The organism is Chryseobacterium hagamense (assembly GCF_007991455.1).
Taxonomy (GTDB): Bacteria; Bacteroidota; Bacteroidia; order Flavobacteriales; family Weeksellaceae; genus Chryseobacterium; species Chryseobacterium hagamense.
The window spans coordinates 19,663-45,429 of sequence record NZ_BJYJ01000028.1; the positions used below are offsets into that span (position 1 = coordinate 19,663).

The 25,767-nt window shown below is 42.2% G+C and carries 20 protein-coding genes; 15 read left to right on the top strand and 5 right to left on the bottom strand.

Annotated features, from left to right (window positions below):
* Nucleotides 1-16: 16 nt before the first annotated feature.
* Both CHA01nite_RS17180 and CHA01nite_RS17185 read left to right on the top strand, forming a co-directional pair.
* Entirely contained in the window at nt 17-3,415 is a 3,399-nt protein-coding gene (locus CHA01nite_RS17180; RefSeq protein WP_146943624.1) for a trifunctional glycoside hydrolase family 18/polysaccharide deacetylase/glycosyltransferase family 2 protein, read from the top strand.
* A gap of 76 nt (nt 3,416-3,491) precedes the next feature.
* Entirely contained in the window at nt 3,492-5,519 is a 2,028-nt protein-coding gene (locus CHA01nite_RS17185) for a M13 family metallopeptidase (RefSeq protein ID WP_146943626.1), read from the top strand.
* Between the two features lie 352 nt (nt 5,520-5,871).
* Here the strand turns inward: CHA01nite_RS17185 and CHA01nite_RS17190 are convergent, their stop codons facing one another.
* Both CHA01nite_RS17190 and CHA01nite_RS17195 read right to left on the bottom strand, forming a co-directional pair.
* Nucleotides 5,872-7,110 carry an erythromycin esterase family protein gene (locus CHA01nite_RS17190; protein ID WP_146943628.1) on the bottom strand — a complete coding sequence of 413 codons (1,239 nt, stop codon included), beginning with the start codon at nt 7,108-7,110 and terminating at the stop codon, nt 5,872-5,874.
* A 252-nt stretch (nt 7,111-7,362) separates the two neighbouring features.
* Nucleotides 7,363-8,067: a hypothetical protein gene (locus CHA01nite_RS17195; protein ID WP_146943630.1), complete on the bottom strand. Its 705-nt coding sequence runs from the start codon at nt 8,065-8,067 to the stop codon at nt 7,363-7,365.
* A gap of 762 nt (nt 8,068-8,829) precedes the next feature.
* On the opposite strand from CHA01nite_RS17195, the gene CHA01nite_RS17200 reads away from it, so the two are divergent.
* From CHA01nite_RS17200 to CHA01nite_RS17245, 10 genes are all read left to right on the top strand, one after another.
* The gene (locus CHA01nite_RS17200) at nt 8,830-10,929 is read left to right on the top strand and encodes a M13 family metallopeptidase (protein ID WP_146943632.1); all 2,100 of its coding nucleotides are present in this window, start codon (nt 8,830-8,832) and stop codon (nt 10,927-10,929) included.
* Nucleotides 10,930-11,183: 254 nt separating this feature from the next.
* Nucleotides 11,184-11,630, top strand: coding sequence for a type VI secretion system contractile sheath small subunit (locus CHA01nite_RS17205; protein ID WP_170234761.1), 447 nt, complete (start codon nt 11,184-11,186; stop codon nt 11,628-11,630).
* A gap of 18 nt (nt 11,631-11,648) precedes the next feature.
* Nucleotides 11,649-13,013, top strand: coding sequence for a DUF5458 family protein (locus CHA01nite_RS17210; protein ID WP_146943636.1), 1,365 nt, complete (start codon nt 11,649-11,651; stop codon nt 13,011-13,013).
* Between the two features lie 74 nt (nt 13,014-13,087).
* Nucleotides 13,088-13,540, top strand: a complete 453-nt coding sequence (locus CHA01nite_RS17215) for a hypothetical protein (RefSeq protein WP_146943638.1) — start codon at nt 13,088-13,090, stop codon at nt 13,538-13,540.
* A gap of 113 nt (nt 13,541-13,653) precedes the next feature.
* Entirely contained in the window at nt 13,654-14,700 is a 1,047-nt protein-coding gene (mutY, locus tag CHA01nite_RS17220; protein ID WP_146943640.1) for an A/G-specific adenine glycosylase, read from the top strand.
* A 731-nt stretch (nt 14,701-15,431) separates the two neighbouring features.
* Entirely contained in the window at nt 15,432-15,989 is a 558-nt protein-coding gene (gene gldD / locus CHA01nite_RS17225) for a gliding motility lipoprotein GldD (RefSeq protein ID WP_146943642.1), read from the top strand.
* A gap of 28 nt (nt 15,990-16,017) precedes the next feature.
* Nucleotides 16,018-16,941, top strand: a complete 924-nt coding sequence (locus tag CHA01nite_RS17230) for a PfkB family carbohydrate kinase (RefSeq protein WP_146943644.1) — start codon at nt 16,018-16,020, stop codon at nt 16,939-16,941.
* Nucleotides 16,942-17,027: 86 nt separating this feature from the next.
* Nucleotides 17,028-18,398, top strand: a complete 1,371-nt coding sequence (locus CHA01nite_RS17235) for a peptidylprolyl isomerase (protein WP_146943647.1) — start codon at nt 17,028-17,030, stop codon at nt 18,396-18,398.
* 123 nt (nt 18,399-18,521) lie between these two features.
* On the top strand, nt 18,522-19,466 hold the full coding sequence (locus CHA01nite_RS17240) for an NAD(P)H-dependent flavin oxidoreductase (protein ID WP_146943666.1): 945 nt from the start codon (nt 18,522-18,524) through the stop codon (nt 19,464-19,466).
* A gap of 13 nt (nt 19,467-19,479) precedes the next feature.
* Nucleotides 19,480-20,256 (top strand): alpha/beta fold hydrolase, encoded by a 777-nt coding sequence (locus CHA01nite_RS17245; RefSeq protein WP_146943648.1) that lies wholly within the window; start codon nt 19,480-19,482, stop codon nt 20,254-20,256.
* Nucleotides 20,257-20,448: 192 nt separating this feature from the next.
* Here CHA01nite_RS17245 and CHA01nite_RS17250 read toward each other — a convergent pair whose 3' ends face one another.
* The 3 genes from CHA01nite_RS17250 to CHA01nite_RS17260 form a co-directional block, all read right to left on the bottom strand.
* The gene (locus CHA01nite_RS17250) at nt 20,449-21,066 is read right to left on the bottom strand and encodes an HD domain-containing protein (RefSeq protein WP_146943650.1); all 618 of its coding nucleotides are present in this window, start codon (nt 21,064-21,066) and stop codon (nt 20,449-20,451) included.
* A gap of 31 nt (nt 21,067-21,097) precedes the next feature.
* Nucleotides 21,098-21,397, bottom strand: a complete 300-nt coding sequence (locus tag CHA01nite_RS17255) for a rhodanese-like domain-containing protein (RefSeq protein ID WP_146943652.1) — start codon at nt 21,395-21,397, stop codon at nt 21,098-21,100.
* An 83-nt stretch (nt 21,398-21,480) separates the two neighbouring features.
* Nucleotides 21,481-22,701: a porin family protein gene (locus CHA01nite_RS17260; protein WP_146943654.1), complete on the bottom strand. Its 1,221-nt coding sequence runs from the start codon at nt 22,699-22,701 to the stop codon at nt 21,481-21,483.
* Nucleotides 22,702-22,788: 87 nt separating this feature from the next.
* On the opposite strand from CHA01nite_RS17260, the gene queG reads away from it, so the two are divergent.
* From queG to CHA01nite_RS17275, 3 genes are all read left to right on the top strand, one after another.
* On the top strand, nt 22,789-23,733 hold the full coding sequence (queG, locus tag CHA01nite_RS17265; protein ID WP_146943656.1) for a tRNA epoxyqueuosine(34) reductase QueG: 945 nt from the start codon (nt 22,789-22,791) through the stop codon (nt 23,731-23,733).
* A gap of 351 nt (nt 23,734-24,084) precedes the next feature.
* Nucleotides 24,085-24,762: a TIGR02117 family protein gene (locus CHA01nite_RS17270; RefSeq protein WP_146943658.1), complete on the top strand. Its 678-nt coding sequence runs from the start codon at nt 24,085-24,087 to the stop codon at nt 24,760-24,762.
* A 31-nt stretch (nt 24,763-24,793) separates the two neighbouring features.
* On the top strand, nt 24,794-25,408 hold the full coding sequence (locus tag CHA01nite_RS17275; RefSeq protein WP_146943660.1) for a murein L,D-transpeptidase catalytic domain-containing protein: 615 nt from the start codon (nt 24,794-24,796) through the stop codon (nt 25,406-25,408).
* Nucleotides 25,409-25,767 lie beyond the last annotated feature (359 nt).

Here is a 25,767-nt window from a genome sequence, read left to right on the forward strand (position 1 = left end):
ATAAAAAGTACAAATCGTGGGAAATTCAAAACAGATTTTTCAGACCGACAACAAAAAACGCTGGAGAAATGTGCAGTGGGGCAGCCGTATATTTATTTTCATTGCCGTGCTGCTTTTTCTGGCTTTAGGGGTGATGATGAAATTCGGCAGAAGTCCGAAAATACCTTTCAAAGAAGATTACAAAGCAGTAATTACCGCCAGCAAACCTTATCTTCAGGAGAATAAGATCTCCAAAGAGTACAAGGGTTTCAGGAGTTTTATTTCTGAAAAAAACATCCATACCAATCTTGCGAAGATTAAAAAAGCGAGAGCCGAAAGGCTGCAAAACCAGAACCGCAACTGGTCCCAGTTTCCCGGCGGGATCCGTTCCGCTTTTTATGTGGCCTGGGATCCCCAGTCCCTGATGTCATTAAAGAGAAATATCAGACATGTGAACCTGGTTTTTCCGGAATGGTTTTTCCTGGATCCCAAAACCGGAGACCTGAAGACCAATGTGGATCCTGAAGGTTATAAAATCATCAGAAGAACAGGTGTGGCCACGATGCCGATCCTGAGTAACAACTCCAATCAGGAATTCCACTCGGAAGGATTGGGGAAAGTGCTGAAAGATCCCCTTAAAAGGACGCAGCTTATCCGGAAGCTGAAACAGCAGTGCCAGAAGCTTCATTTTAAAGGGATCAACATCGACTTTGAGGATATGAACCTGGATTCCGATGAAAACCTGATTGCTTTCATGAAGGAGCTTTCGGCCACTTTCAAGCAGAACAACCTTCTGGTTTCCATGGATATCATGACGGAGAACGACGATTATAATGTTGAAAGACTGAATCCGTATGTGGATTATTTTATATTGATGGCTTATGATGAATATTCCGCCGACAGCGATGCCGGGCCGGTTTCATCCCAGAAATGGATCGAAGCACAGACCGGGAAAATTTTAACGAAAACTTCCCCGGAGAAAATTATTTTGGGATTAGGGGCCTATGGTTACGACTGGAGTACAAATAAAGACGACAACAGCTCCGTCACCTACATGCAGGCCATCACGAAGGCTAGTGCCAGTAAAGCGAAAATCAATTTTGACGACAATACCTTCAACCTGAATTATTCGTATACCGATTCGAAGAATAATACCCACACCGTATTTTTTAATGATGCGGCATCCATTTTTAACACGATGCGCTTCTCCTCCGAATATCCGCTGGCCGGTACCGCACTCTGGAGGCTCGGAAGTGAGGACAGCCGGATCTGGAATTTTTATGATAAAGACCTGACGTCTGCAGGACTTTCAAAATTAAATTTAAGATTGCTGGAAAATGTAAAAGGCCAGACCATGGTGGATTATATCGGCGACGGCGAAGTGCTGGACGTGCTGAATACCCCACATGACGGGAAAATTGCTGTGGAAATCGATCCGAAAGAAAAAATTATCACCGACGAAAACTACATCACCTATCCAAGTTCCTACGAAGTAAGGAAGTACGGCGGAGCTCCCCAGAAAGAACTGGTGCTTACCTTTGATGACGGTCCGGATGAAACCTATACGCCGCAGGTGCTGGATGTTCTTTCAAAATACCATGTTCCGGCCGCCTTCTTCCTGGTCGGCCTGAATGCTGAGAAAAATCTTCCCCTGGTGAAAAGGATTTACCGGGAAGGCCATGAAATAGGAAACCACACCTTTACCCACGAAAATGTGGCGAAAGTAAGCCCCGAAAGAGCTTTGCTCGAAATGAAACTGACCAGGCTGCTGATCGAGTGTATCACCGGACACAGCACCATCCTTTTCAGGGCTCCGTATAATGCGGATTCCGAGCCGACGACTTCAGAGGAGATTATTCCTGTAGCGCTGGCAAGACAACAGAATTACCTGGATATCGGTGAAAACATCGATCCTGAAGACTGGCAGCCCGGAATAAAAGCCGATGAAATCGTAAAAAGGGTAATGGCCGGAATAAAAGCGGAACGGGGAAACATCATCCTTCTTCATGACGCGGGCGGAGATACCCGGGAAGAAACCGTGAAGGCACTGAAAGTTCTTATTCCTACCTTACAAAAGCAGGGTTACCACTTCACCAACCTGACCAGCATCCTGCATAAAAGCAAAAACGAACTGATGCCTGAGGTGCCGAAGACAAAAGCTTATTATGTGATGCAGCTGAACCTCATTCTTGCAACGGTGATCTACGGAATCAGTCACTTCCTGGTGGCCCTGTTTACGATCTTCATCGGGTTAGGTCTGATCAGGCTTTTCATTATGCTGTACTGGGCATTCCGGGAAAGGAAAAAAGAAAAAAAGTTAGGGGTTTTTCCAATACTGGAATCCTATCCGAAGGTTTCAATCATCGTTCCGGCTTACAATGAAGAGGTAAATATTGTTTCTTCATTAAACAATCTGCTGAAGCAGACCTACCCGAATTTTGACGTGATTATGGTAGATGACGGAAGCAAGGATTCGACATACGATAAAGCCAGAGAAGCCTTTTCCGGCAATCCGAAGCTTAAAATTTTCAGCAAACGGAACGGAGGGAAAGCAACTGCCCTGAATTATGGGATTGCTGAAACCGATGCGGAATATGTGGTCTGCATTGATGCCGATACCAAGCTGGAACAGGATGCGGTGAAATATTTAATCGCCCGGTTTTTAAATTCCGCTCCGGAAGATAAAATTGCTGCCGTTGCTGGAAACGTGAAAGTGGGAAATACCGTCAACTGGCTCACCCGATGGCAGTCGATCGAATATACGACCAGCCAGAATTTCGACCGGCTTGCGTATGCCGATATCAATGCGATTACGGTGATTCCGGGAGCTATCGGGGCTTTCAGAAAATCCGTTGTCGAAAAAGTGGGAGGCTATTCTTCCGATACCCTTGCTGAAGACTGTGACATTACCGTGAAAATTCTGAGAAAAGGATATACCGTGGCCAATGAAAACAGGGCGGTAGCCGTCACCGAAGCACCTGAAACTGTAAAACAGTTTCTAAAACAGCGCTTCCGATGGACCTACGGCATTATGCAGATGTTCTGGAAACAGAGACATACCTTCCTGAACCCGAAATACAAAGGGCTGGGATTGTGGGCAATGCCGAACATTCTGCTGTTCCAGTATATCATTCCTTTTTTCTCGCCGATGGCTGATCTTATTATGTTTTTCGGCCTGTTATCAGGAAACGGCGGAAAGATATTCAGCTATTATCTCATATTCTTACTGGTGGATGCCTCACTGGCCTTTATTGCCTTCATCATGCAGCGTGAGAAGCTCATTTACCTGGTCTATGTGATTCCGCAGCGATTCGGCTACCGGTGGCTGATGTACATTGTCCTGTTCCGAAGCCTGAGAAGAGCGCTGAAAGGCGAAATGCAGTCCTGGGGATTCCTGAAAAGAACCGGGAATGTAAAAGAAATCGCAAATTCTTAATATTTGATTAAATTTGTTTTCATAAAAAGTAACGAATTAAAAAAAAGTTACACTTATTGTATAAATTGTAATTATAATGAAAAAACTAACGCTTTCCCTGCTTTTATTGGGAGGACTCTGTTCACAGGCAGTGAACGCTCAGGCGACAGACAAAGGTCTGGATCTTAGCCTGATGGATAAATCAGTGCGTCCGCAGGATGACTTTTACAGCTTTGTAAGCGGAACATGGATGAAGACGGCCAAAATCCCTTCCGATAAACCAACCTGGGGAAGTTTCAACAAGCTGGCTGAAGATACCGACAACAATTCGATGACGATCCTGAACTCGCTTCTGAAAGATAAGTTTGCTGACGGAACGGAAGGTAAAAAAATCCAGGACCTGTATGGATCATATATGGATATGTCTAAAAGAAATGCAGACGGTATCAAGCCGATCCAGGCAAATCTGAATAAAATTGATGCCATTAAAAACGTTAATGATCTTCAGAATTACCTGATCTCCGTAACGAAAGAAGGGGAGAACAATTTCTACGGATGGGGCGTGGATGCGGATCTTAAAGATTCCAAGATGAATGCCGTGTACTTAGGAGACGCTTCTTTAGGATTGGGAAGAGACTACTATCAGAAAGTAAACGAAAAAAATACCGAAGCATTGGCGGAATACACAAAATATGTGGCTTCCATGCTGAAAGAATTAGGATATAAAAATGCTGATGCCGCCGCAAAAGGTATCGTTGCTTATGAGAAGAGCATTGCTCAGACCTATCTCACAAACGAGCAGAGCCGCGACAATACCCTTCAGTACAACCTGAAAACCATGGCCGAGCTTTCTGCTCTGGTAAGAAATGTAGACCTTCCGGGTTACCTTAAAAAAGTAGGGGTAACTTCGGATAAGGTAATCATCGGGGAATTGGGGTATTATAAAAATCTTGATAAATTCATCAATACGCAGAATCTTCCTGTAATCAAAGATTATCTTAAATTCCACATGATCCACGGCAGCGCTTCTTATCTAAGCGAAAAGATCGGGGATATGAAGTTTGCTTTCTACGGTAAATACCTGAGAGGCCAGCAGGAGCAGAGGGCTTTGAACAAAAGAGGATTTGAGCTGATCAACGGAACTTTGGGCGAAGCGTTCGGAAAATTATACGTTGAGAAATATTTCCCTGCAGAAGCCAAAGCGCAGATGGTGGAACTGATCGACTATTTAAAGAAAAGTTTTGCTGTTCACATCAATAATTTAGCTTGGATGTCTTCGACAACGAAGGAGAAAGCAATGCAGAAACTGAATAAGTTCACGGTAAAAGTAGCGTATCCGGACAAATGGAAAGATTATTCCAAACTGACCATCGTTCCCGAATCCAAAGGCGGAAACCTGTATTCCAACCTTCAGAACATTACGGAATGGCAGTACAACAAAGACCTGGCTAAGATCGGAAAACCGGTGGATAAATCGGAGTGGGGAATGACGCCACAAACGGTAAATGCTTATTATAACCCGGTAAACAACGAGATCGTATTCCCGGCTGCCATCCTTCAGCCGCCGTTCTTCAATCCTAAAGCGGATGCTGCGGTGAACTTTGGAGGAATCGGTGCCGTGATCGGTCACGAAATGAGCCACGGATTCGATGATTCCGGAGCCCAGTTCGATGCAGACGGAAACCTGGTAGACTGGTGGACACCGGAAGACAAAGCCAACTTCGAAAAAGCGACCAAAGCACTGGCTTCCCAATATGATAAGTACGAGCCTGTAAAAGGAACTTTCGTGAACGGAACCTTTACCAATGGTGAAAACATTGCCGATTTAGGCGGAGTAAACATCGCTTACGATGCCTTACAGATGTACCTGAAAGACAAAGGGAATCCGGGAGTAATCAGCGGATATACGCAGGATCAGAGATTCTTCTTAAGCTGGGCAACCGTATGGAGAACTTTATCCAGTGAAAAATATATGGTGAACCAGGTGAAAACCGATCCGCACTCTCCGGGGTATTTCAGAAGTTTCGGACCTTTAACGAATGTTGACGCTTTCTACAAAGCATTCGACGTAAAAGAAGGCGACAAACTTTATAAGAAACCGGCAGACCGTATCAAGATCTGGTAGTCCGTTTTTAAATATCAAAAAAAACCGTTCAGCAATGAGCGGTTTTTTTTAGCTTAAAATTTGAGAGCAACGTTAAGTGACCAACAGCATTTAAAGACATTTGAAAAATTTAATACACTCTTTACTGAGCGTTCTGCTTAATGTAAATTCGATAATATTCATTCCGCTTTCCGTAATTTAAGGAGGATAAGGAAAAAAGAAACTTTACAAGATTTTCAGCCTGATTTAAAAAATCAATTGCCAGTCAGTAGCCTTTTAAATACAGGTGCTAACGGCATACTGCATCCCTCTTCAAGTCTTTTTAGTCCGAATGCTCCTTGTATTTTTATAGATCAGCGAAAACGGTTTAAATTTAATTACTCAGCAGTTTCGATGCCGTAGAATTTTTGATGAAGATCAGGTAATCAAAATCATCAGTTATATTTCCGGATTTAAAGTCATTGGAGGTCGGTGAAGCGCCTACCGTCCGGTAGTTTATTTTTTTCAAAAGTACTTTTGTGAGTTCATTATTCTCTTTTTTAATGCTTTTTAGGTCGAGGATAAAAATAGGAATGTTGAAAGAATTGAGAAGTTCTTCCAATGAATCCGGTGTGTTTTTCTTCACGAAGGCGGGCGTGATTTTTTTATCATCCAATCCGATTACGGAATGGGACCCTTCGTAGAAGAAAGTTCCGCAACTGGTATAGTCATCCTTAAATTTTTCGATCAGAAATCTTCCGGTTTCCGCTCCGGTTTTTTTCAGATGTTCATTATGGGCCCATAAGACAAAAGCGGATTCCGGGTATTTATTTTTAAGCCAGGCTATATTCTCTGCCATGTACCGGTTGCGATCAAGATAAGACCGGTGGATATACTGTTCCAGAAGCACAAGGTGCTGTGCAAACCAGGAATAATCATCGGGTCCGGAAATGTTTGGTAAAAAGTTTCTTATATGGTCTAACTCGGTTGATGCCTCTGCATGGATCTGCTTTTTCCGGGAGAGCTGTTTCTTTTCCAATTGGTTTTCTTCATGAAGCAGCTGGGTTAATTTCATCAGATGATCAGTGGAAACATTATACTTGTCCATTATTATTTTAAACTGTACCACGGAACCCCGGTACGTGGTCATATCGAATCCCGTAAATGTTATTTTGGATGCGTGTCTGTCGTTATATTTTTTCATCCATTCCGTCATATCCAAGATTTCATCAGTCTGATAAATCCAGGAATCGAGGTTCATCACGTATTCTTTACCGGTTTTTTTTCCGTTGACAATATATTCGTTGATGAGCATCGCTTTGGGCATGGGGGATTCTATGGAAAACACACCGCCGTTGTTTTTCATCAGGATATACCGTGTTAATTTATCTTTCAGCTTAAAAATTTCACTGGAGCCGTGAGAAGCTTCTCCGAGTCCTATTATTTTGACGTTGGCAAAGAAACGGTTGAAAACAAGAGAATCTTCTTTAAAGCCGGTGTCCGCATCATAAGATTGGAGAGGATGGATAAATTTTCTAAGATAATTTCGTTCAACCGCACTTTGGGAACAAATCAGTGTGGAAAAAAGAAAAGCTCCCAGCAGCAATACATTTCCCGGAAATATTTTTTTCATGATTACAGGTATTGGATATTTAAGGGTAAAAATAAATTTTTCCTTTCTCTGAGAAAAATACAGAAGGGAAGAGAACGGTATTTTAACAAAAAATTATCATTTCCCGGTACGAAGAACATAAGAAACAAGGCTGGAATCCATTCGTGACAATTGTGACGAAAGGCTTCACGGAATTTAAAAAAGCCTCTATAGGCAAATAAGCTTTTAGAGGCATTTTTTTACTATAGAATATCAGTTTTCCAAAAAAGGCATTTATAATTCGGCAACTGAAAAGTTAACATAATCGTTAAAACCGTTTGCAGCCCTTGTACTTTTGGAACTGCCGGTGTTGTGGTAGATGGCAGGACGCAAAGTTTCGCCGGCAGCCATTCTTACCGTCACGTTGACGCTTGAACTTGAAATAACAGTTCCTGCCGTAGCATATCCGTTTATTCCTATTTTGATAGGCCCGCTGGAAAGATACAGCTGTGCCTCAACCTGACTGTCTGCACTGACACCGGCACTGTTAAAAATAAAATTGAAAGAAACGGTATAATTTCCATCCCTGGGTGCGGTGAAAATCCCTGTAACCGGATCAAAATTATTATTTGAATCCGAAGTTTCCGACCAGTCGATAATATTGGTAACCGTTGTGTTACCAATTGACTGCGATGAGGTTTTCCGGGCAACCACGATACTTTTCTGGACATTACTGCTGAGCGTATTCCAGTTGGCACCGTTGCTGTATTGCATGGAGCCTCCCGCCGAAGTGCTGTAACGCAGGGCACCTGCACCTGCCGAAGATGCACTGGAAGCAGAAGTTCCTATACCCAGCATTCCCTCGCCCGGGTCTGTTACACTGGTGGTATTGGTTCTTATATCAAGTTTGGCGTTCGGTGTTGTATTCCCGATTCCTACTTGTGAATAAGCTAAAACTGAACAGGTTACAGTTGACAGGATAAATAAGTTCTTTTTCATATAGAGAAGCTTTAAAAAATTTAATTAACAAATTAATTCCAGTATGTAATACTGTTATACTATTTTTAATTAAGTTGGTCAATTCTTCTTAATACAGACTTGTTGATCTATTGAAAACGTCAGTAAAGTTAAAAGGAAGGGTGTTTTCATTATTATGAAAATCAATGTAAACTTAAATCAAAGCCATTGAATTTGGTATTGCTGAGCAATTGTTATGATACCTGAATTAAGCTGTTGCAATATTTCACATGGCAAAGATAATAATTTTAAGATAAATTATGATAAGGCAAGGCCGGATTATTCAGTTTTTTTTCTGCTTGCCAAAGTTGTAACTGTAAAAAACCGATGTTTTCCAAGACCATTTATTTAATTTTACAGCTGGAAAATATTCTTATTTTCCTTTTTTGTAAAGGTTTTGTTCTGTATTTTATTACTTGGAAAACAGTCTTCCGCTTAACGTATCCATCGTAAGTGGATAACCGTAAATAAATTCTTATTCAGCCTTTAAAATTTATCTGATTTATGAAAAGATACCATAAACTTCTTCATTTAACTGTTTTGAAAATATTTTAATACAAATTCGAAAGTTTTCAACAAAATTTCATTTCAAGCTGACCGTAGTTTTAAACCCGGTATTATAAACCCGGTTTGAACCAGATATAATTAAATGATGCAATAAAAGCATATTGATTCTTAATGAATGATAATGTATCATCAGAATTTGTATATTTGGTAAGTTTGTGTAAATCAAAAAATATCTTAATGAAAAAGCTAAATATCGGAATAATTGCCCTTTCGGGTCTGGTATTCCTAAATTCGTGTGGTACGGCAAAGACGGCAGATGCTCAGAAACCGGAAATGACCAAGGAAATGACTACAGAGCCTGTAAAAAAAGAAGAAATGAAAGAAGAAGGACTGAATTTAGCCTATATGGACAAAGCAGTACGTCCGCAGGATGATTTTTTTAGTTATGTCAACGGAAACTGGGTGAAGACCACACAGATTCCTTCCGATAAAGCGAGCTGGGGATCTTTCAATGCCCTGAGGGAAAATGTAGACGATGCTTCCCTGGATATTTTAAATAAAATTTTATCCGAATCTTATCAGGCCGGTTCCGAAGGCCAAAAAATCCAGAATCTCTATGCTTCCTTTATGGACACCGGTAAAAGAAATGCAGAAGGCCTGAGCCCGATCAGAGGAGACCTGGCGAAAATCGATGCCATCAAAAACCTGAATGACCTTCAGAAATATCTACTGGAAGCAACAAAGGTGGGCGACAATTCATTCTACGGATGGAGGGTAGGCGCCGATATGAAAAATTCTACGATGAATGCAGTCTATCTCGGCGGTCCGGATCTTGGATTGGGAAGAGATTACTATCAGAAAGTAAACGAAGCCAACACCAAAACCCTGGCGGAATACCAGTCGTATGTCGCAAAACTCTTCGGCGTTCTAAACTATAAAAATGCAGATGCTGCCGCTAAAAATGTGGTGGATTTCGAAAAGCAGCTGACCAATTATCTGCTGACTCTGGAACAGAACAGGGATGCCAATTTAAGATACAATCCTAAAAACGTATCCGAACTGCCGGCGTTGGTGAAGAATGTGAACCTTCCGAAATATTTAAAAGAGGCAGGAGTGAATACCGACCGCGTCATTGTCGGCGAACTGAAATATTACCAGAATATGGATTCGTTCCTGACGCAGAAAAACCTGCCGTTGCTGAAAGATTACCTGAAATACCATCTGATTAACGGCAATGCCAGCAACCTGGATGAAAACCTGGAGAAAATCCGTTTCGATTTCTATTCCAAATATCTTCAGGGCCAGAAAGAACAGCGTCCGATGAACAAAAGAGGGCTTTCTCTGGTGAACGGTGTCCTGGGAGAAGCTTTCGGAAAACTTTATGTTGAGAAATACTTCACACCTGAAGCCAAAGCACAGATGGAGACCTATATCGATTATATTTTAAAGTCATTCAAAACCCACATCAACGATATGGACTGGATGTCTCCGGAAACCAAAGTGAAAGCACAGGAAAAACTGTCTAAATTTACGGTAAAAATAGCCTATCCGGATAAATGGAAAGATTACACCCAACTGAAAGTGGAATCTCCGCAAGCGGGGGCGACTTTATATTCCAACCTTCAGAATGTAGCCGCATGGCAGTACCAGCGAAGTCTGGATAAGGTAGGGAAACCTGTTGACAAATCAGAATGGGGGATGACGCCGCAGACGGTAAACGCTTATTACAGCGGATCCAACAACGAAATTGTTTTTCCGGCGGCTATTCTTCAGCCTCCGTTCTACAATCCGAAGGCTGACGCTGCAGTAAACTTCGGCGGCATAGGGGCAGTGATCGGCCATGAAATTTCCCACGGATTCGATGACAGCGGTTCCAGATTCGACGGAGACGGGAACCTGAACAACTGGTGGACAGATGCCGACCGTAAGAACTTTGACGCTAAAGTAGCCCAGTTGGCTTCCCAGTACAGCGCTTACGAACCGGTAAAAGGAAGCTTCGTGAACGGTAAATTTACGAGTGGTGAAAATATCGGGGACCTGGGAGGAGTAGCCGTTGCTTACGATGCCCTTCAGATGTACCTGAAAGACCATGGCAATCCGGGGCCGATCAGCGGCTTCACGCAGGATCAGCGCTTCTTCATGAGCTGGGCAACGGTTTGGAGAACCAAATCCACCGACCAGTACATGACCAACCAGGTAAAGACCGATCCGCATTCGCCGGGTGTTTTCAGGGCATTCGGACCATTGGTAAACCAGGATTCTTTTATTAAGGCATTCGATATCAAGCCGGGGGACAAAATGTATAAAGCACCTCAGGACAGGATAAAAATCTGGTAATAAAAACCGGGAAATTGTTAGAAATGAAAAACGCATCGGAAATGATGCGTTTTTTATTTATTTTTCCTAGTTTAGTGATGCCGGAAATATCAGTCGCTGCTGAGGTTGATCCCGGTAAATAATATTTCAAAAAAATCTTAACAAAATTTTTTATGTTACAGTTTTTTTTTAAATTTAGGCATTGGATTGGTCAGTTATTTGATGCTGATAAAAACAATGAACACCAAAATAAGAAATCTCAAAATAACAACAATATGGCAATGTTTAATTATGGCGTTGGCGGAAACGAAGTAAAAGTAGACGCTAACGAAGCTATCCAGCAGATCCAGGAGAATAAGTCGCTGATAGTGAGCCAGCTTACAACAGATGAATCTTACGTTCCCGAAATTGTAACAGGACTAAAAACCGTGGACGACGTCTTCAGGCATTTCCAGCCTTCTGTGCATGTTCAGCACGAAACGGAAGACGGTAACGTAGTCGAAGAAGAGTTCCGTTTCCAGAATCTTGCAGACTTTACTCCCAAAAACCTTACTCAGAAATCAGAATACCTACAGAAGCTGAGCATGGAGCAGGAGCAGTACAATAAAATCGTACGCCAGCTGAAAACCAATAAAATTCTGCGCAATATGCTTGAGAATGACCAGACCAGGGCTGCATTCGTAGAGGTATTGAAAGAAGTGGCCCAAGAACTAGAAAAATAATCTAAAGACTCACGAATCATGGATAGTAAATTACAGGCAGCTGAGAACCAACAACAGCAGGGGCAGCAGCAACACGCAGGCCAGCCCAAGGGTAATCCGCTTGCCGAACTCAATAAAATAGGAGGTTTCGGCTTTGTAGAATCTGTTGTAGACGGCATCGCCAATATGAACCCCACCCGAAAAGCCAGAAAGGAAATCTTCCTGAACGACGGCAATAAAGCAGAAGAGAGAAAAGAGCTTCTTCAGAAAATCAATCTTTGGGTAGAACTTCTGGAAGGCAATGAATCTGCAGATAAAATGGCGGATACCTGCAAATCCAAAGCGCAGGCGGCCGATCAGAATTTAAAATTAAACCTTAAAAATACACTGGACGCCGTCCGGATGCTGGAGACCAACTACAGAACGGTTGCCCAGTTCTACAAAAATACCGAACTCGATAAGGTAGACAACGTAAGCATCGTCAATGCAAGCCTGGATCAGGTTTCAGACCTTGACAATCCTTTGTTTATCGATGCTGTGGCAGAAGAATTCAAAAACTACTACGACCGTCTGGACCTCAGGGACAATTATTCTATCCTGGCAATCCCAGGATACTTAGGTTCCAACAAAGTCATTGAAAAATGGGCGAAGATCTGTAACGAGAATAAGGTGATGATGATCACGGATTTTGCCAATCTTGACAAACCGGATGATGTGGTAGACTTATTCCATTCAGCCAACCTTACCGGAGGCGAGCTTCACAGAAGTAATGTGATTATGACCTGCAACTGGCTGGTAGGCCGTGGAAAAGCCGAAGAAGTAGGAGAAGAGGAAAACGTAGAACTTCCGCCATCCACTTCACTGGCCGGAAAAATCCACAAAACCCTGATGTCCCAGGTGGCCGCAGGGAAGAAACACGGGAACATCAATGAAGTGGATGCCGTAAAATTCGAGCTTAAGAAAAGCGAAATTTCCCAGCTGGAAAAAATGGGCCTGGTACCGATGGTAAACGAATACGGAAAAATCATGGCATTCTCTGCCAAAACCTTGTTTACCGGAGATAATATCGGGCTTCAGACTTACTCCGTAGTCCGTGTATTCGACTACGTAACCAAAGTATTGCTGGATTTCCTGAACAGAAGGGCTTTCGAAAACTGGAATGCCAGGAATGAGGATGATCTCAGAAGACAGATTGTTACTTTCCTTGACGGAATCAAAGGTCCGGACAAGCTGATTGAAAAATTCAAGATTGTCCGTTTTGAGCAGGATAAAGTGAATAAGGACCGTGTGTGGCTGGATATCCGCCTAACCCCTTATTTCCCTACCAAAAGTTTTGTTATTAAACTTGACGGACACAAAGGAGATGACGGTAATGAATGGGATGCTGAATATCTTCAGGACTGATTTTTACTTAATTAAAATACTAAACCGATGGGATTTTCACATCGGTTTTTTTCTACCGAATTATTAAAATCATTATGAAAAGAAAGCTGATGTACTTTTTGCCGGTGCTTTTGGGCCTGGCGGGCTGTGAAGAAAAAAAGCTTCAACACAGTCATAAGATTGACCTTTTCGCCGATGAAAGGCAGGAAGGAAAAGCCTACGTGATGAAGCCTCAGGAATGTTTTTATGAAAGCGATATGGTGGTGTCCTCAGCAGACATCCAACTTGTCGATCAGTCTTCGGGACGTGGAAAGTCCATTTTTATCTACCGTGTAAATTCAGGGAAAGTGCTCAAGACCACCAGGGATTCGGTAGTGGTATTTCCGTTTCAGTTTCTTTCCAATCAGCGGCTGATGTTCCGCCGCGATTCCACTTCTTACACGTACCTCAAAAAGCTGGAGGGGTACCGTTTTATCGCCAAACAAATGAAGCTGAACTACCAATGGCTGAAAGCAGCCCCGGTTTATTCGGTAAAACCTGAACAATAAAGCCTTATCTTTGCCTGACTGAAATTCCGGCCCGTAAAGCTGACCATTTGCTGAAAGCAGATTCTGTCCGCCTGTATTCGACCTGCCGGAATATCCGAATAAAAATTAAAAATTTGAAGAACATCAATAAAGAGCCGGACTTTAAGCATATTGGAAATAAACTTTTAAGCTGGTACGAAAAAAATGCCAGAGATCTTCCTTTCAGGCAGACCAAAGATCCTTATAAAATCTGGATCTGTGAAATTGTTTTCCAGCAGACCAGGATCAGCCAGGGCCTGGGGCATTACAATAATTTTGTTGCCCGGTTTCCGGATGTGAAAACACTGGCAGAAGCTGAAGAAGATGAGGTTATTCTGTACTGGAAAGGCCTGGGCTATTATTCACGGGCCATCAATATCCACAAAGCGGCCCAACAGATCATGACTGATTATCATGGGAAATTCCCTCATGAGTATGAAGAGATTCTAAAGCTGAAAGGCGTTGGGAAGTATACGGCAGCGGCAGTTTCCAGCATTTGCTTCAACGGAAAAATGCCGGCAGTGGACGGTAATTTCTACCGGGTACTGAGCCGTGTTTTCGCCGACGGCTTCGATATTTCCAATTCAAGGGCCTTCAATTATTTTTCGGAACTGGCACATCTTATTTTACCGGATCAGGTGGGGGATTTCAATCAGGCTATGATGGATCTGGGTTCCGAAATCTGCAAACCCAAAAATCCGCTATGCCGGGAATGCCCGTTAAATGAAGACTGCCTTGCATTCTCCATGAAAAAAGTCTCGGAATTTCCGGTTAAAGCTAAAAAGATGAAAGCCAAAGACCTGGAACTGAAGTATTACTTTGTTCACCGGAACGGACAGTTCCTGATTCAGCAGCGGAAAGATGATTTTATCTGGAAAAAACTGTTTGAATTTCCGCCTGAGATTTCCGATGCGCTGGTGCCGTTCGTTGTAGGCGTAAAAACCGTCAGCCATAAACTGACCCATAAAAACCTCAGCATCGAAATTTACAACGTGGAAGTACTTTCCGAAGAAGTCTGGAATCATTTTATTGCTGAAAACAGCTATCTCACTACCGATGTTGAATCCTCTCACGAAAAATCATTCCCGAAACCGCTGGAAACTTATATCCGGAATTATGAGGAAGCCTACCGGTTTTTGTAACCCTTTGCCAAGCATTTGTCATTCCCGCAGGGAAGCGCGAAAAGATTCGCACCTTGATTTGTGCGGATTGACAAACCAACCGTAAATTTTCCCTCATTCTTGCCGTTTCCTTAGGGAATCTCAACATAGCATTAGGGAAGCCGGGGAAGATTTGGCTTTGGATTCCCACAGAGTGGCAAAGACGCCGGGAAAATAAACCTTTGCGGTCTCTTGTAAGTGAAACGGCTCTGTGAATCTAAAAACATTTAGGAGTAAAAAAACTTTGTGCGCTTTGTATTCAAATATAAATTCTGCTGTCATTTGCTGAGTGAAACGCCTTTGCGGACTGAGAAACAGTTAGTAGCCAAAAAATCCTTGTGTTCGCAGCGTTAAAATAAAATCTCTTTTATCCTTAGTATTAAAAACGGCTTTGTGAGCCTGAAAACAATTAGGAGAAAAAAACCTTATGCGCTTTGTGTTCAAATATAAATTCCGCTGTCATTTGCTGAGTGAAACGCCTTTGCGGACTGAGAAACAGTTAGTAGCCAAAAAATCCTTGTGTTCGCAGCGTTAAAATAAAATCTCTTTTATCCTTAAGTATTAAAAACGGCTTTTTGAGCCTGAAAACATTTAGGAGTAAAAAAACTTTGTGCGCTTTGTATTCAAAAGCAGCGTTCACCTTAAATCCAAAACTCCTTGAAATGCTGAAATTTGTCTTCCGGAATCTGAAATCTAATTTGTACTTTTGCAAAATGTTTAAAAACGCGATTTTTATTTTTGTAGCCCTGCTTTTGGTGGCGTGTGGAAAAGATCCGGTTCCGAAGCCCTACGGAGAACTCCGTCTGGAATATCCGAAGCCTCAGTACCGCAAATTTGAAAACAATTGTAACTATACCTTTGAATATTCCGGTTTTGCAAAAATTACCGATGCGAAAAAGCCGTGCTGGTACTATCTGAATTATCCGAAAATGAAAGCCAAGGTTTTCGTGACCTATTATCCGATACAGAACGATTTTGCCGATCACATCAAGGAAGCGGAAAAGATGGTGTATGAGCATACCATCAAGGCCAGCGCCATCGATACCAAATCTTTTGAATACCCTGACAAAAAGGTATACGGAAATTTTTATGAGCTGAAGGGGCAAAGTGCATCCAATCTTCAGTTTTACATTACGGACAGCACGAAGCATTTCGTGACGGCCTATTTATATTTCAACACCAGGCCGAAACCTGATTCACTGGCTCCTGCAGTAGACTATATCAAAAATGATATGAAGCACCTGCTGGATACTTTTGAATGGAAAAAATAATTGACTTTTATAATACTTTGAAAAAAATATGAAACTTTTAGTTGTAGGAAGTGTTGCGTTCGACGCAATCGAAACGCCATTTGGGAAAACAGATAAAATTTTAGGGGGTGCTGCCACATATATCGGGATCACTTCATCCGTTCTCGGCGTTAAGTCCGGGATCGTTTCCGTTGTAGGAGGGGATTTCCCGCAGGAGCATCTGGATATGTTTACCAACAGAGACATCAATATTGAAGGAATCGAAATTGTAAAAGAAGGAAAAACATTCTTCTGGGCAGGAAAATACCACAACGATCTTAATACAAGAGACACACTGGCAACAGAAGTGAACGTACTGGAAAACTTTGATCCTAAAATCCCGGATTCCATGCAGGATGCAGAGATCCTTTTATTGGGGAACCTTCATCCGGGTGTACAGCTTTCTGTACTGGAAAAGATGCATAACCGGCCGAAGCTGGTAATTCTGGATACCATGAATTTCTGGATGGATTCCGCTCTGGATATCTTAACGGAGATGATTGCCAAGACCGATGTCATCTCTATCAACGATGAGGAAGCAAGACAGCTTTCAGGAGAATATTCTTTGGTGAAAGCCGCTAAAAAGATCCATGAAATGGGCCCTGAATATGTCATCATCAAAAAAGGGGAGCACGGTGCCTTGCTGTTCCATGACCATAAAGTATTTGCTATTCCTGCATTGCCACTGGAAGATGTCTTTGATCCTACCGGAGCAGGGGATACTTTCGCAGGAGGTTTTGCAGCCTATCTGGCCAAGAAAGAAAAGATTGATTTCGAGACAATGAAATCCGCATTGATCGTAGGTTCGGCCATGGCTTCCTTTACCGTTGAGAAATTCGGAACGGAGAGAATCCAGGAAGTAAACGAAGCGGATATGTTCGACAGATTGAGACAATTCAAAGAACTTACGACCTTCGATGTAGAACTTCAGTAATATCTTCTTTTAAGAAATATTTATAATAAAAAATTTAGTGTAATTCATTAAGAATTCTAAATTTGCAACTTGTTTAAAATAGTATAATGACAAATAAACTTAAGATCACTTTTCTTTTTGGAATTTTCATCCTGCTGTTCGGCGCCGATGCGATGAACGCTCAGCTGAAAAAAGGAGATTTAGTGGATGGTATCTCTGCGGTAATCGGTGATGAAATTGTGCTGGAGTCCGATGTAACCGAGCAGATGAACTATGCAAAACAGCAGGGCGCTTCTAATATTGATAAGTGTGAGTTTTTGGAGAATTTTCTTAACAACAAACTTCTTGTTTACGAAGCTAAAAAAGATACGCTGATCGAAAACCGTTCGGCAGCCATTAAAGAACAGGCCAATGCCAAATACCAGCAATTGCTTTCCCAGTTTCCGGACGAAAAAACGATGCTGACCGCCTATAAGTTCAGAAACGGCTTCGAAATGAAGAATGCCATCGAAAAAATCGATGCAGACCAGTATTACGGACAGGCAAAATACCAAAGGGTTACCGACAAAGCCGACGTTACCCCAAATGAGGTAACGGATTTTTACAATACGTTCAAAACCCAGCTGCCGGAAATCAAGGATGAGGTTTCCTTATCCCAGATCATGATGTTCCCTAAGCTTACCGAAGCCCATAAAGATGAGCTGATCAACAAGCTGAAGAAAATCAAACAGGACATCCAGGGCGGCGAAACGTTCGAAAGCCAGGCCAGAATCTATTCTGAAGACCCGGGATCCGCATCAAACGGAGGTCTGATGAAAAATATTTCCAAAGGACAGATGGTAAAGCCTTTCGAGGCCGCCGCACTGAATCTTCAGGAAGGAGAGATTTCAGACCCGGTTGAATCGGAATTCGGATATCACATTATTCAGCTGGTAAAAAAGTCAGGAAAGATGTATGACGCAAGACATATTCTTCTGATGGCCACTCCGACGGATGAAGAAATAAAAACGGCAAAAGCAAAACTGGACAGCATCAGAGGATTGATCCAAAGTGGAAAAATGACTTTCAAAGATGCCACCTTCAGGTTTTCCGATGATAAAAGAACCAAGTTCAACGCCGGGGTGATTCCGGGAGCAGACGGTTCCAGTAAAATTGAAAGAGAAACGCTTCCGGGAACCATCAGCTACGAATTGGCGGGGCTGAATAAGGGAGACATTACCACGGCTTTTGACGATGAGGATGAAAGAAAGAGAAAAGTTGTAAAGATCATTAAAATGGAGGATGTGATTCCTGCCCACAAGATCACACTTGAAACCGATTATGACCGGATCAAGCAGATGGCGCTCAACAAGAAGAAAAATGAAATGGTTGAAAAATATGTAAATTCAAAACTTCCGACCACCTTTATTTCCATTGACAGCCGCTATGACACCTGTAGCTTCAAAGGAAGCTGGAAAAAAGATTCAGTAAAAAAATAAGACAAAACCTTCAGAATTTTCTGAAGGTTTTTTTGTGGAGAACCTTCCCGTAACCGGGGTTTTTATTATTTTTACACCATGAGCAGTTTTATAGATTTCAATTCAGCTAAAAAGCTTCACGGGATGCAGTCCCGGCAAAATACCGTTACCCAACTCTTCGGCCTCCGGTACCCGGTTATCCAGGGCGGGATGATCTGGCATTCCGGATGGAAGCTGGCCTCGGCGGTTTCCAACTGCGGCGGATTGGGCCTGATCGGTGCCGGAAGCATGTATCCCGATGTATTAAGGGAGAACATCAGAAAATGTAAGCAGGCTACGGATAAACCTTTCGGGGTAAACGTACCCATGCTGTATCCGAATCTGGAGGAAATTATCAGCATCATCCTCGAAGAAGGGATTAAAATTGTTTTTACCTCGGCGGGAAACCCGAAGACCTATACGGAAACTTTACAGAAAGAAGGATTAAAGGTAGCTCACGTTGTTTCATCCACCAAATTTGCCGTCAAATGTGAAGAAGCAGACGTAGATGCCATAGTAGCGGAAGGTTTCGAAGCAGGCGGCCATAACGGAAGGGATGAAACCACTACGTTCTGCCTGATCCCGAATGTGAGGAAACATATTTCCAAACCCCTGATTGCGGCTGGCGGAATTGCTTTAGGCTCCCAGATGAAGGCGGCCATGATCTTAGGTGCGGATGGTGTGCAGATCGGTTCGCGTTTTGCCGCTACGACGGAGGCCAGTGCCCATGAAAACTGGAAGCAGAAAATCACCGAACTTCACGAAGGCGACACTCATCTAACCCTGAAAGAACTGGCACCGGTAAGGATGGTGAAAAATAAGTTTTTTAATGACCTTGAAAACATTTATCATACCGGAAGAAACAAAGAATCCCTCATTGCTTCCCTGGGCCGTGCAAGAGCGAAAAAAGGCATGTTCGAAGGCGATATGGAAGAAGGCGAACTGGAAATAGGACAGGTTTCCGCTCTGATCGATGAGATACTGCCGGTAGAAACGGTGTTCAGAAATCTGCTGGACGAATTCAATAATACGGGTATTCCCAGCCTCTAATTGGAGTAAGCGAATGGAACCGAAGATTATTGATGTACAAGGAAAAAAGCTTTATACCGAATATCACCATTTCTCTGAAGACAGCCCGACTCTTGTTTTTTTACATGACTCCTTAGGCTGTATCCAGCTATGGCGTGATTTTCCTTCCGAATTGGGGAAAGCCACCGGATGCAATGTGCTTGTATACGACCGGCTGGGATATGGAAAGTCTCTTCCCATGCTTACCCATAAAAGGGAAAACAGCTATATGGAAGCTGAAGCCGATGTACTGAATGATTTGCTGGATGCGTTGGAAATAAACGAGGCCCTTCTTTTCGGGCACAGCGACGGCGGAACCATTGCTCTGATCACGGCATCAAAATACCCTGGGAAAATAAAAGCAGTCATTTGTGAAGCCGGGCATATTTTTGTGGAAGACATCACCGTAAAAGGAGTGAGGGATGCATGGGAAGCCTATCAGACGACCAATCTTCCGGAACGTCTTGCAAAATACCACGGCGATAAAACGGAAATGCTCGTCAGGGCCTGGACGGAAATCTGGCTCAGCGACCGCTTCAGAAACTGGAATATTGAATCTTTACTGAAAAACATTACTGCGCCACTGCTTTTTATTCAGGGCGCAGAAGACGAGTACGGAACACTCGATCAGGTAGAAAAAACCGTTTCGCAGGTAAGCGGAACAGCCGGAAAATTCATCATTTCCAACGCCGGGCACACACCGCATAAAGAGGTTCCTAAAATTGTTCTGGAAAAAGCCGTCAGCTTCATCAACAGCATTCTGAAAGAGTGAATGGTGAATGCGCTTCGCTTGTCATTGGTGAATAGTGATTGTACATGAATTTAATGTTGGAAAGCGCAAAGCCGCTAGAGGTTCTTAATATCTTGTGTTTTTAAGTAATAAGGATTTTATTTTGATAAAACTGAATACCGTTTAAAATTCACCGCTCACCTGTGGAGCAGAAGTCGCCATTGACCTTAACCCCTACAAATTCTGAATCTCCCATTTAATATTTTCCCTTGCCTGATTTTCATATTTTTCCCTGAATTCATCAGTCTTAAAGATGCTCTCCAGTTTTGAAAAATGCTGCAGTACTTTTTTTCTTCCCGGCCTGTACAGGAAATCGGGATAAACAGCGTATTCTTTTCTTATTTTACGGGTATAATCCAGATAGGTTTCCCGGTCTTTTCCCAGAACGGAAAGATCAGCATCAAGGAGATAGTTGGTATCCTGGTCACCGGACCGCAGATGGGATTTGGTCGCGATAATCTGCTCAGAAACTTTATTGATGATGTCCTGATGAATATTTAATTTTTGAAGCCTCAATACAGCCAGCTCTGCGCTTTTTTCTTCATTGGCTTTTGAGGTGGCCTCATAAATAACGTCATGGTAGAAAACAGAGAAGGTAATTGTTGAAAAATCTGAAATACGATCTTTTACGGCATCAAGCTCGGAAAATAGGGCTTGAAGATGCTGCAGGTTGTGGTAGTGCCTGCCTTTTTCAGCATATTTTTCATGGATTTCGGTCCATAAATTTCCGATCAGCTGAGGATCATTTATGAATGTCAGACATTGATGGGTAAACCTTTCCTGTAACCTCATAGCGGCATTTTTCAGATAAAAAAAGGAACTTTTAAAAAGTTCCCTGATTTGCTTCGATGGTGGCTTTCAGTTCGGCCCAGCCTCCGCCGTTATGACCGTCCTTCAGACCTTGGGTATTTAAATATTCCAGTGCTTTTCCGCTTCGGTTTCCGCTTCTGCAGAAGAGGATTACCGGTTTTTCGATGGAAAGGATTTCCTCCTGTCGGTCTTCCACTTCGCCCAGCGGGATATTTTTGGCACCTTCTATGGATCCGTCCATTTCCAGTTCCATGGGTTCACGAACGTCAATCAACTGATAATTTCCTGATTTTAAAACTTCTGATAAAGACATATTGCTTTGTTTTTATGGTTCAAATGTTAAACGAAATTACGTAAAATTTTACGGATAATGGTTTTTATAAGGTTTTTTTATTTCTAAAACAGAGTGTATCCAAGGATTAAAGACATCGTCTGGTAACGGGAGGTGAACGTATTGTAATTTTGTAACAGATTTCTGTTGGTTGCAGCACGGAACTCGGCTGAGAACCGGTCATTGTATTTATATCCGATACCGAAGGCCATATTGTTTCCCGAACTGATTTCCAGAATCTGGTAATCGTATTTTATTTCCGATTTAAGATTAAAATCAAAGATATAGGCTAAATTGACAAAAATTTTTGATTTGTCATTAATAAAGAAATAATGTCTCACTCCAAACGGAATTTCAATTGACTTATAATCAACGGTTCTTGTAGACTTCATTTCAAAAGACTGTCCCGGATAAACTACAGATTCCTTTTCTGCCTTATAATACTGGAAAGTAGGTTCTGTGAAGATGGCCCATTTATTTTTATTAAAAGGTAACACAAATTCAGCTTCCACTCCGATTCTGAAAGCGGTTTCCCTGTTGAATTTTGTAACTTCGTCACTGCCCCCGTAGTAGGATGACAAAACCGTTTCAAAAGACGAAAAATTCACGCCCGGTCTCACATTCAGATTGAAAAGATCTCTTTTTTCACTTACCTGATTATAGTTTACCGCTGTGCCGGTATGGGTACATTCATTATAGCCCATGAAAGCTTTTGATAAATCATTGGCCTGGTATTGTATCTTTTCAATACGGTTCTGATCCAGGTTGCAGTTCAGGCTTTTGCCAAGCAGCTTTTTATAATCTTCGTTATAGGAAATCTGGCTGCTGTTCAGATAATAAGATTTAAAGATAAGTGGTACAACCTGAGAATCATCGATATTGAAAAAAAACTTTTTCATGTCCCCCTTTTCATAATAGAAAAGGTTGGCTTTTCCTTCAACCAGATATTTCAGGAAAACCGTTTCTTCTTTGAATTCCGGGTCCTTTTTATCTGAAATTTTATCCAGGATTTCAACAGACTGGTCGACGATAACGGTCTTTCTTACATATTTCAGTTCATGGCCGACCCCGAATTCCCGGATATTTTTAATGTTTTCTTTTTTCACATCCGAAGTTTCGTCCGTTCTGAATTCAAATTCCGTAGGATTGTTTTTCCAATCCAGGTTTTTGATGAAGACTTCACTTCTCTGTCCTGAATTATTTACGAAATAGCCTTTTTCGAACCTGATCTGTGCATTAAAGAAACAGGCAGAAACAAGTCCGGTAAGCAGACCGATTTTTTTCATGGTTTTGTTTTTTTCTGATATTATTGAGGTCTGAATTTTTCAAACGCGGCAAATTTATAAAATAATCTTAGTTTTGCAAGGTAAAAGATGAGTTCAACCGCAGAAAGATATTCACAGCTGATCAAAGCCAAAGCCAAAAGTTTTGGTTTCCAGGGCTGTGGCATTTCAAAAGCGGAATTCCTGGAAGAAGAAGCCCGTCCGCTCGAAAACTGGCTGAAAAACAGCTTTCATGGCGAAATGAAATATATGGAAAATTATTTCGATAAAAGGCTGGACCCGAGATTGCTGGTGGAAGGCTCCAAATCGGTGATTTCTCTTTCGTATAATTATTTCCCGGAAGAAAAAATCTCAACCCTTGAGAATTTCAAGATCTCGAAATATGCGTATGCGGAAGACTATCATGAGGTCATTAAGGATATTCTGCGCGACATGGTGGCTGAGCTGCAGGAGGAGATCGGGGAGTTCGGGTTCCGGGTATTTGTGGATTCGGCGCCGGTATTGGAAAGGAGCTGGGCGCGAAAATCGGGAATCGGCTGGGTCGGTAAAAACGCCAACCTGATTACCCGGCAAAGCGGGTCGTTCTACTTTCTGGCGGAAATTATCTGTGATCTCGAACTGGTTGCCGATCATCCGGTAACGGATCATTGCGGAACGTGCCGGAAATGCATTGATGCCTGCCCGACCGGAGCGATTGTCTCAGAAAAACTGGTTGACGGAAGCAAATGTATATCGTACGCCACCATTGAATTAAAAGATTCGATTCCGGATTATTTCAAGGATAAGATGGACGACTGGATGTTCGGCTGCGATGTCTGTCAGGACGTCTGTCCGTGGAACCGTTTCTCGGCTCCGCATCAGCAGAGCAAATTCAAACCGAATGAAAGTTTAAAAAACTTTAAAAAAGGAGAGTGGCGGGAACTGACGCAGGAACTGTTTTCCGAAATTTTTCGGAAATCGCCGGTAAAACGTACGAAATTCGCCGGACTGAAGCGCAATATTGAATTTCTGGAACAGTCCTCAGACAAAGAATAAATCATCATTTTTGCAGATGCGGTCTGATCCGGAAAAACTCAAGTTTCGGACAAAAATGGTTAAGCTGCCGTTCCTAAAATAAAAATTTTAGGAAGATAAAATCAGACACGTATTAAGACTTAACGATTAAAAAAAATCGATTTTCAGAAAGTCTTTATCCTGAAGATCAACGTTTTTTCTGGACTCTTTTAGGAGCCGTTTTTACCCTGATTTTAAATCTTTTGCCGGATTTGGTGTTTTTCTGCATATTTGTGACGTATTTGTATTTAAATTTAGCGAAAATTTCAATCGAAACCAATACTTTTACGAAAAATTAAAGATTAAATTTTATTAAACTATTTGGACATGACGATGAAAAAAATGACTCTGCTGATTCTGAAAATATTGGGGGTTTTTCTGGGAATTATTGTGGTTTATGTAGCTGTCGGATATTTCCTTCCTTTTATAGAAGTTCCTGCAAAGGATGACGGACAGAAGAAAGAAATTCCCATCTACATTTATACCAACGGCGTTCATACCGATATCGTCATGCCGGTGCAGAATGATCTGCACGACTGGAGTACAAAAATACCGTTCAGCAATACCAGATCCAAAGAAACCGGTTACCGGTTTGTAGGAATCGGGTGGGGCGATAAAGGGTTTTATCTGGACACGCCGACCTGGGCTGACCTGAAGTTCTCAACGGCTTTCAAAGCGGCTTTCTGGCTAAGCGAATCGGCGATGCACTGTACCTATTATAAAACGATGAAGGAAGGGGACGACTGTAAAATGATCATGATCAGCAGAAACCAGTATAAAGATCTGGTGAAATTTGTTGATGAAAAATTTGACAAAGATGCCGGTGGAAACTATGTATTGGTTCCTACTAATGCCGTTTACGGAAACAACGACGCTTTTTATGATGCCAATGGAAAATACAGCTTCCTGGATACCTGCAATACCTGGGCAAACAATGCCCTGAAGGCTGCCGGGCAGAAAGCGGCCTGGTGGACCCCTTCGGATTATGGGATTTTCCTTCATTATCAATAAGCCTGTGAGGTTTTTAAGCTTTATTTTTATCATGTTCCTGCTTGTGTCGTGTAAGCAGAAAACAAATTCCGGGACCGCTCCGGTTTTAGGAACTGCAGAGGAAATCCGGCCCGTTGCCGACTCGGTTAAAATACTTAAAAAAGCGGAAGAGGCATTAGAATTCTGCAAAAAGAAAAATTTCAGCACGGATTTCTGTCTTCTGATCGATATGGGCCTGCATTCAGGGGTAAAACGGTTTTTCGTCTGGGATTTTAAGAAAAATAAAGTTGCCGGAAAATATCTCGTAGGTCACGGTTGCGGAAATGATCCCTGGAGTAAAGACGGCTCGAAAAACCGGCCGCAATTCAGCAATGTAGACGGAAGCCACCTTTCGTCGCTGGGGAAATATAAAATTCAGGAGCGGGGCTACAGCGATTGGGGAATCCATGTAAAATATCTGATGCATGGCCTGGAGGGGACCAACAGCAATGCCCTCAAAAGATCCATCGTCTTCCATTCCTGGAACCTGATGAGTGATGAAGAAGTCTTTCCCAAAGGTTCACCCGAAGGCTGGGGCTGTCCGACGGTTTCCAATAATGCCATGAAAGAAATCGATCCGATGCTCCAAAAATCCGGAAAACCGGTGCTGATGTGGATTTATAATTAAATTTAAAAATTCAAATAATCTCACGCAGATCTGGCAGGTTTTAATCTGAATGCTTGCCTACTCTGAGAGAATTGAACCGTTAGGTATATTAAGAGATTGGGAAAAATTAAGAGGAGCTTTGCTTTAAATAAGCACGCTGCTAAATAAAATCTTTGATCTTGCCTTAATTCCATCTTAAAATCTTCATTCTACTTAATGGTTCAAATAAAAGAAAAGGCTGTGATTCTTTTAAGAAACTTAGCAGGCTTGGTTAAGTAAAAAGTTTATGCCGGGCCCTTTGAAATAAGTCGCACACAGATTTAGTAGATGCCGCAGATTTTTTGAATTCAAATTTAAAATTAAAAACCTTTGTTTGCTTC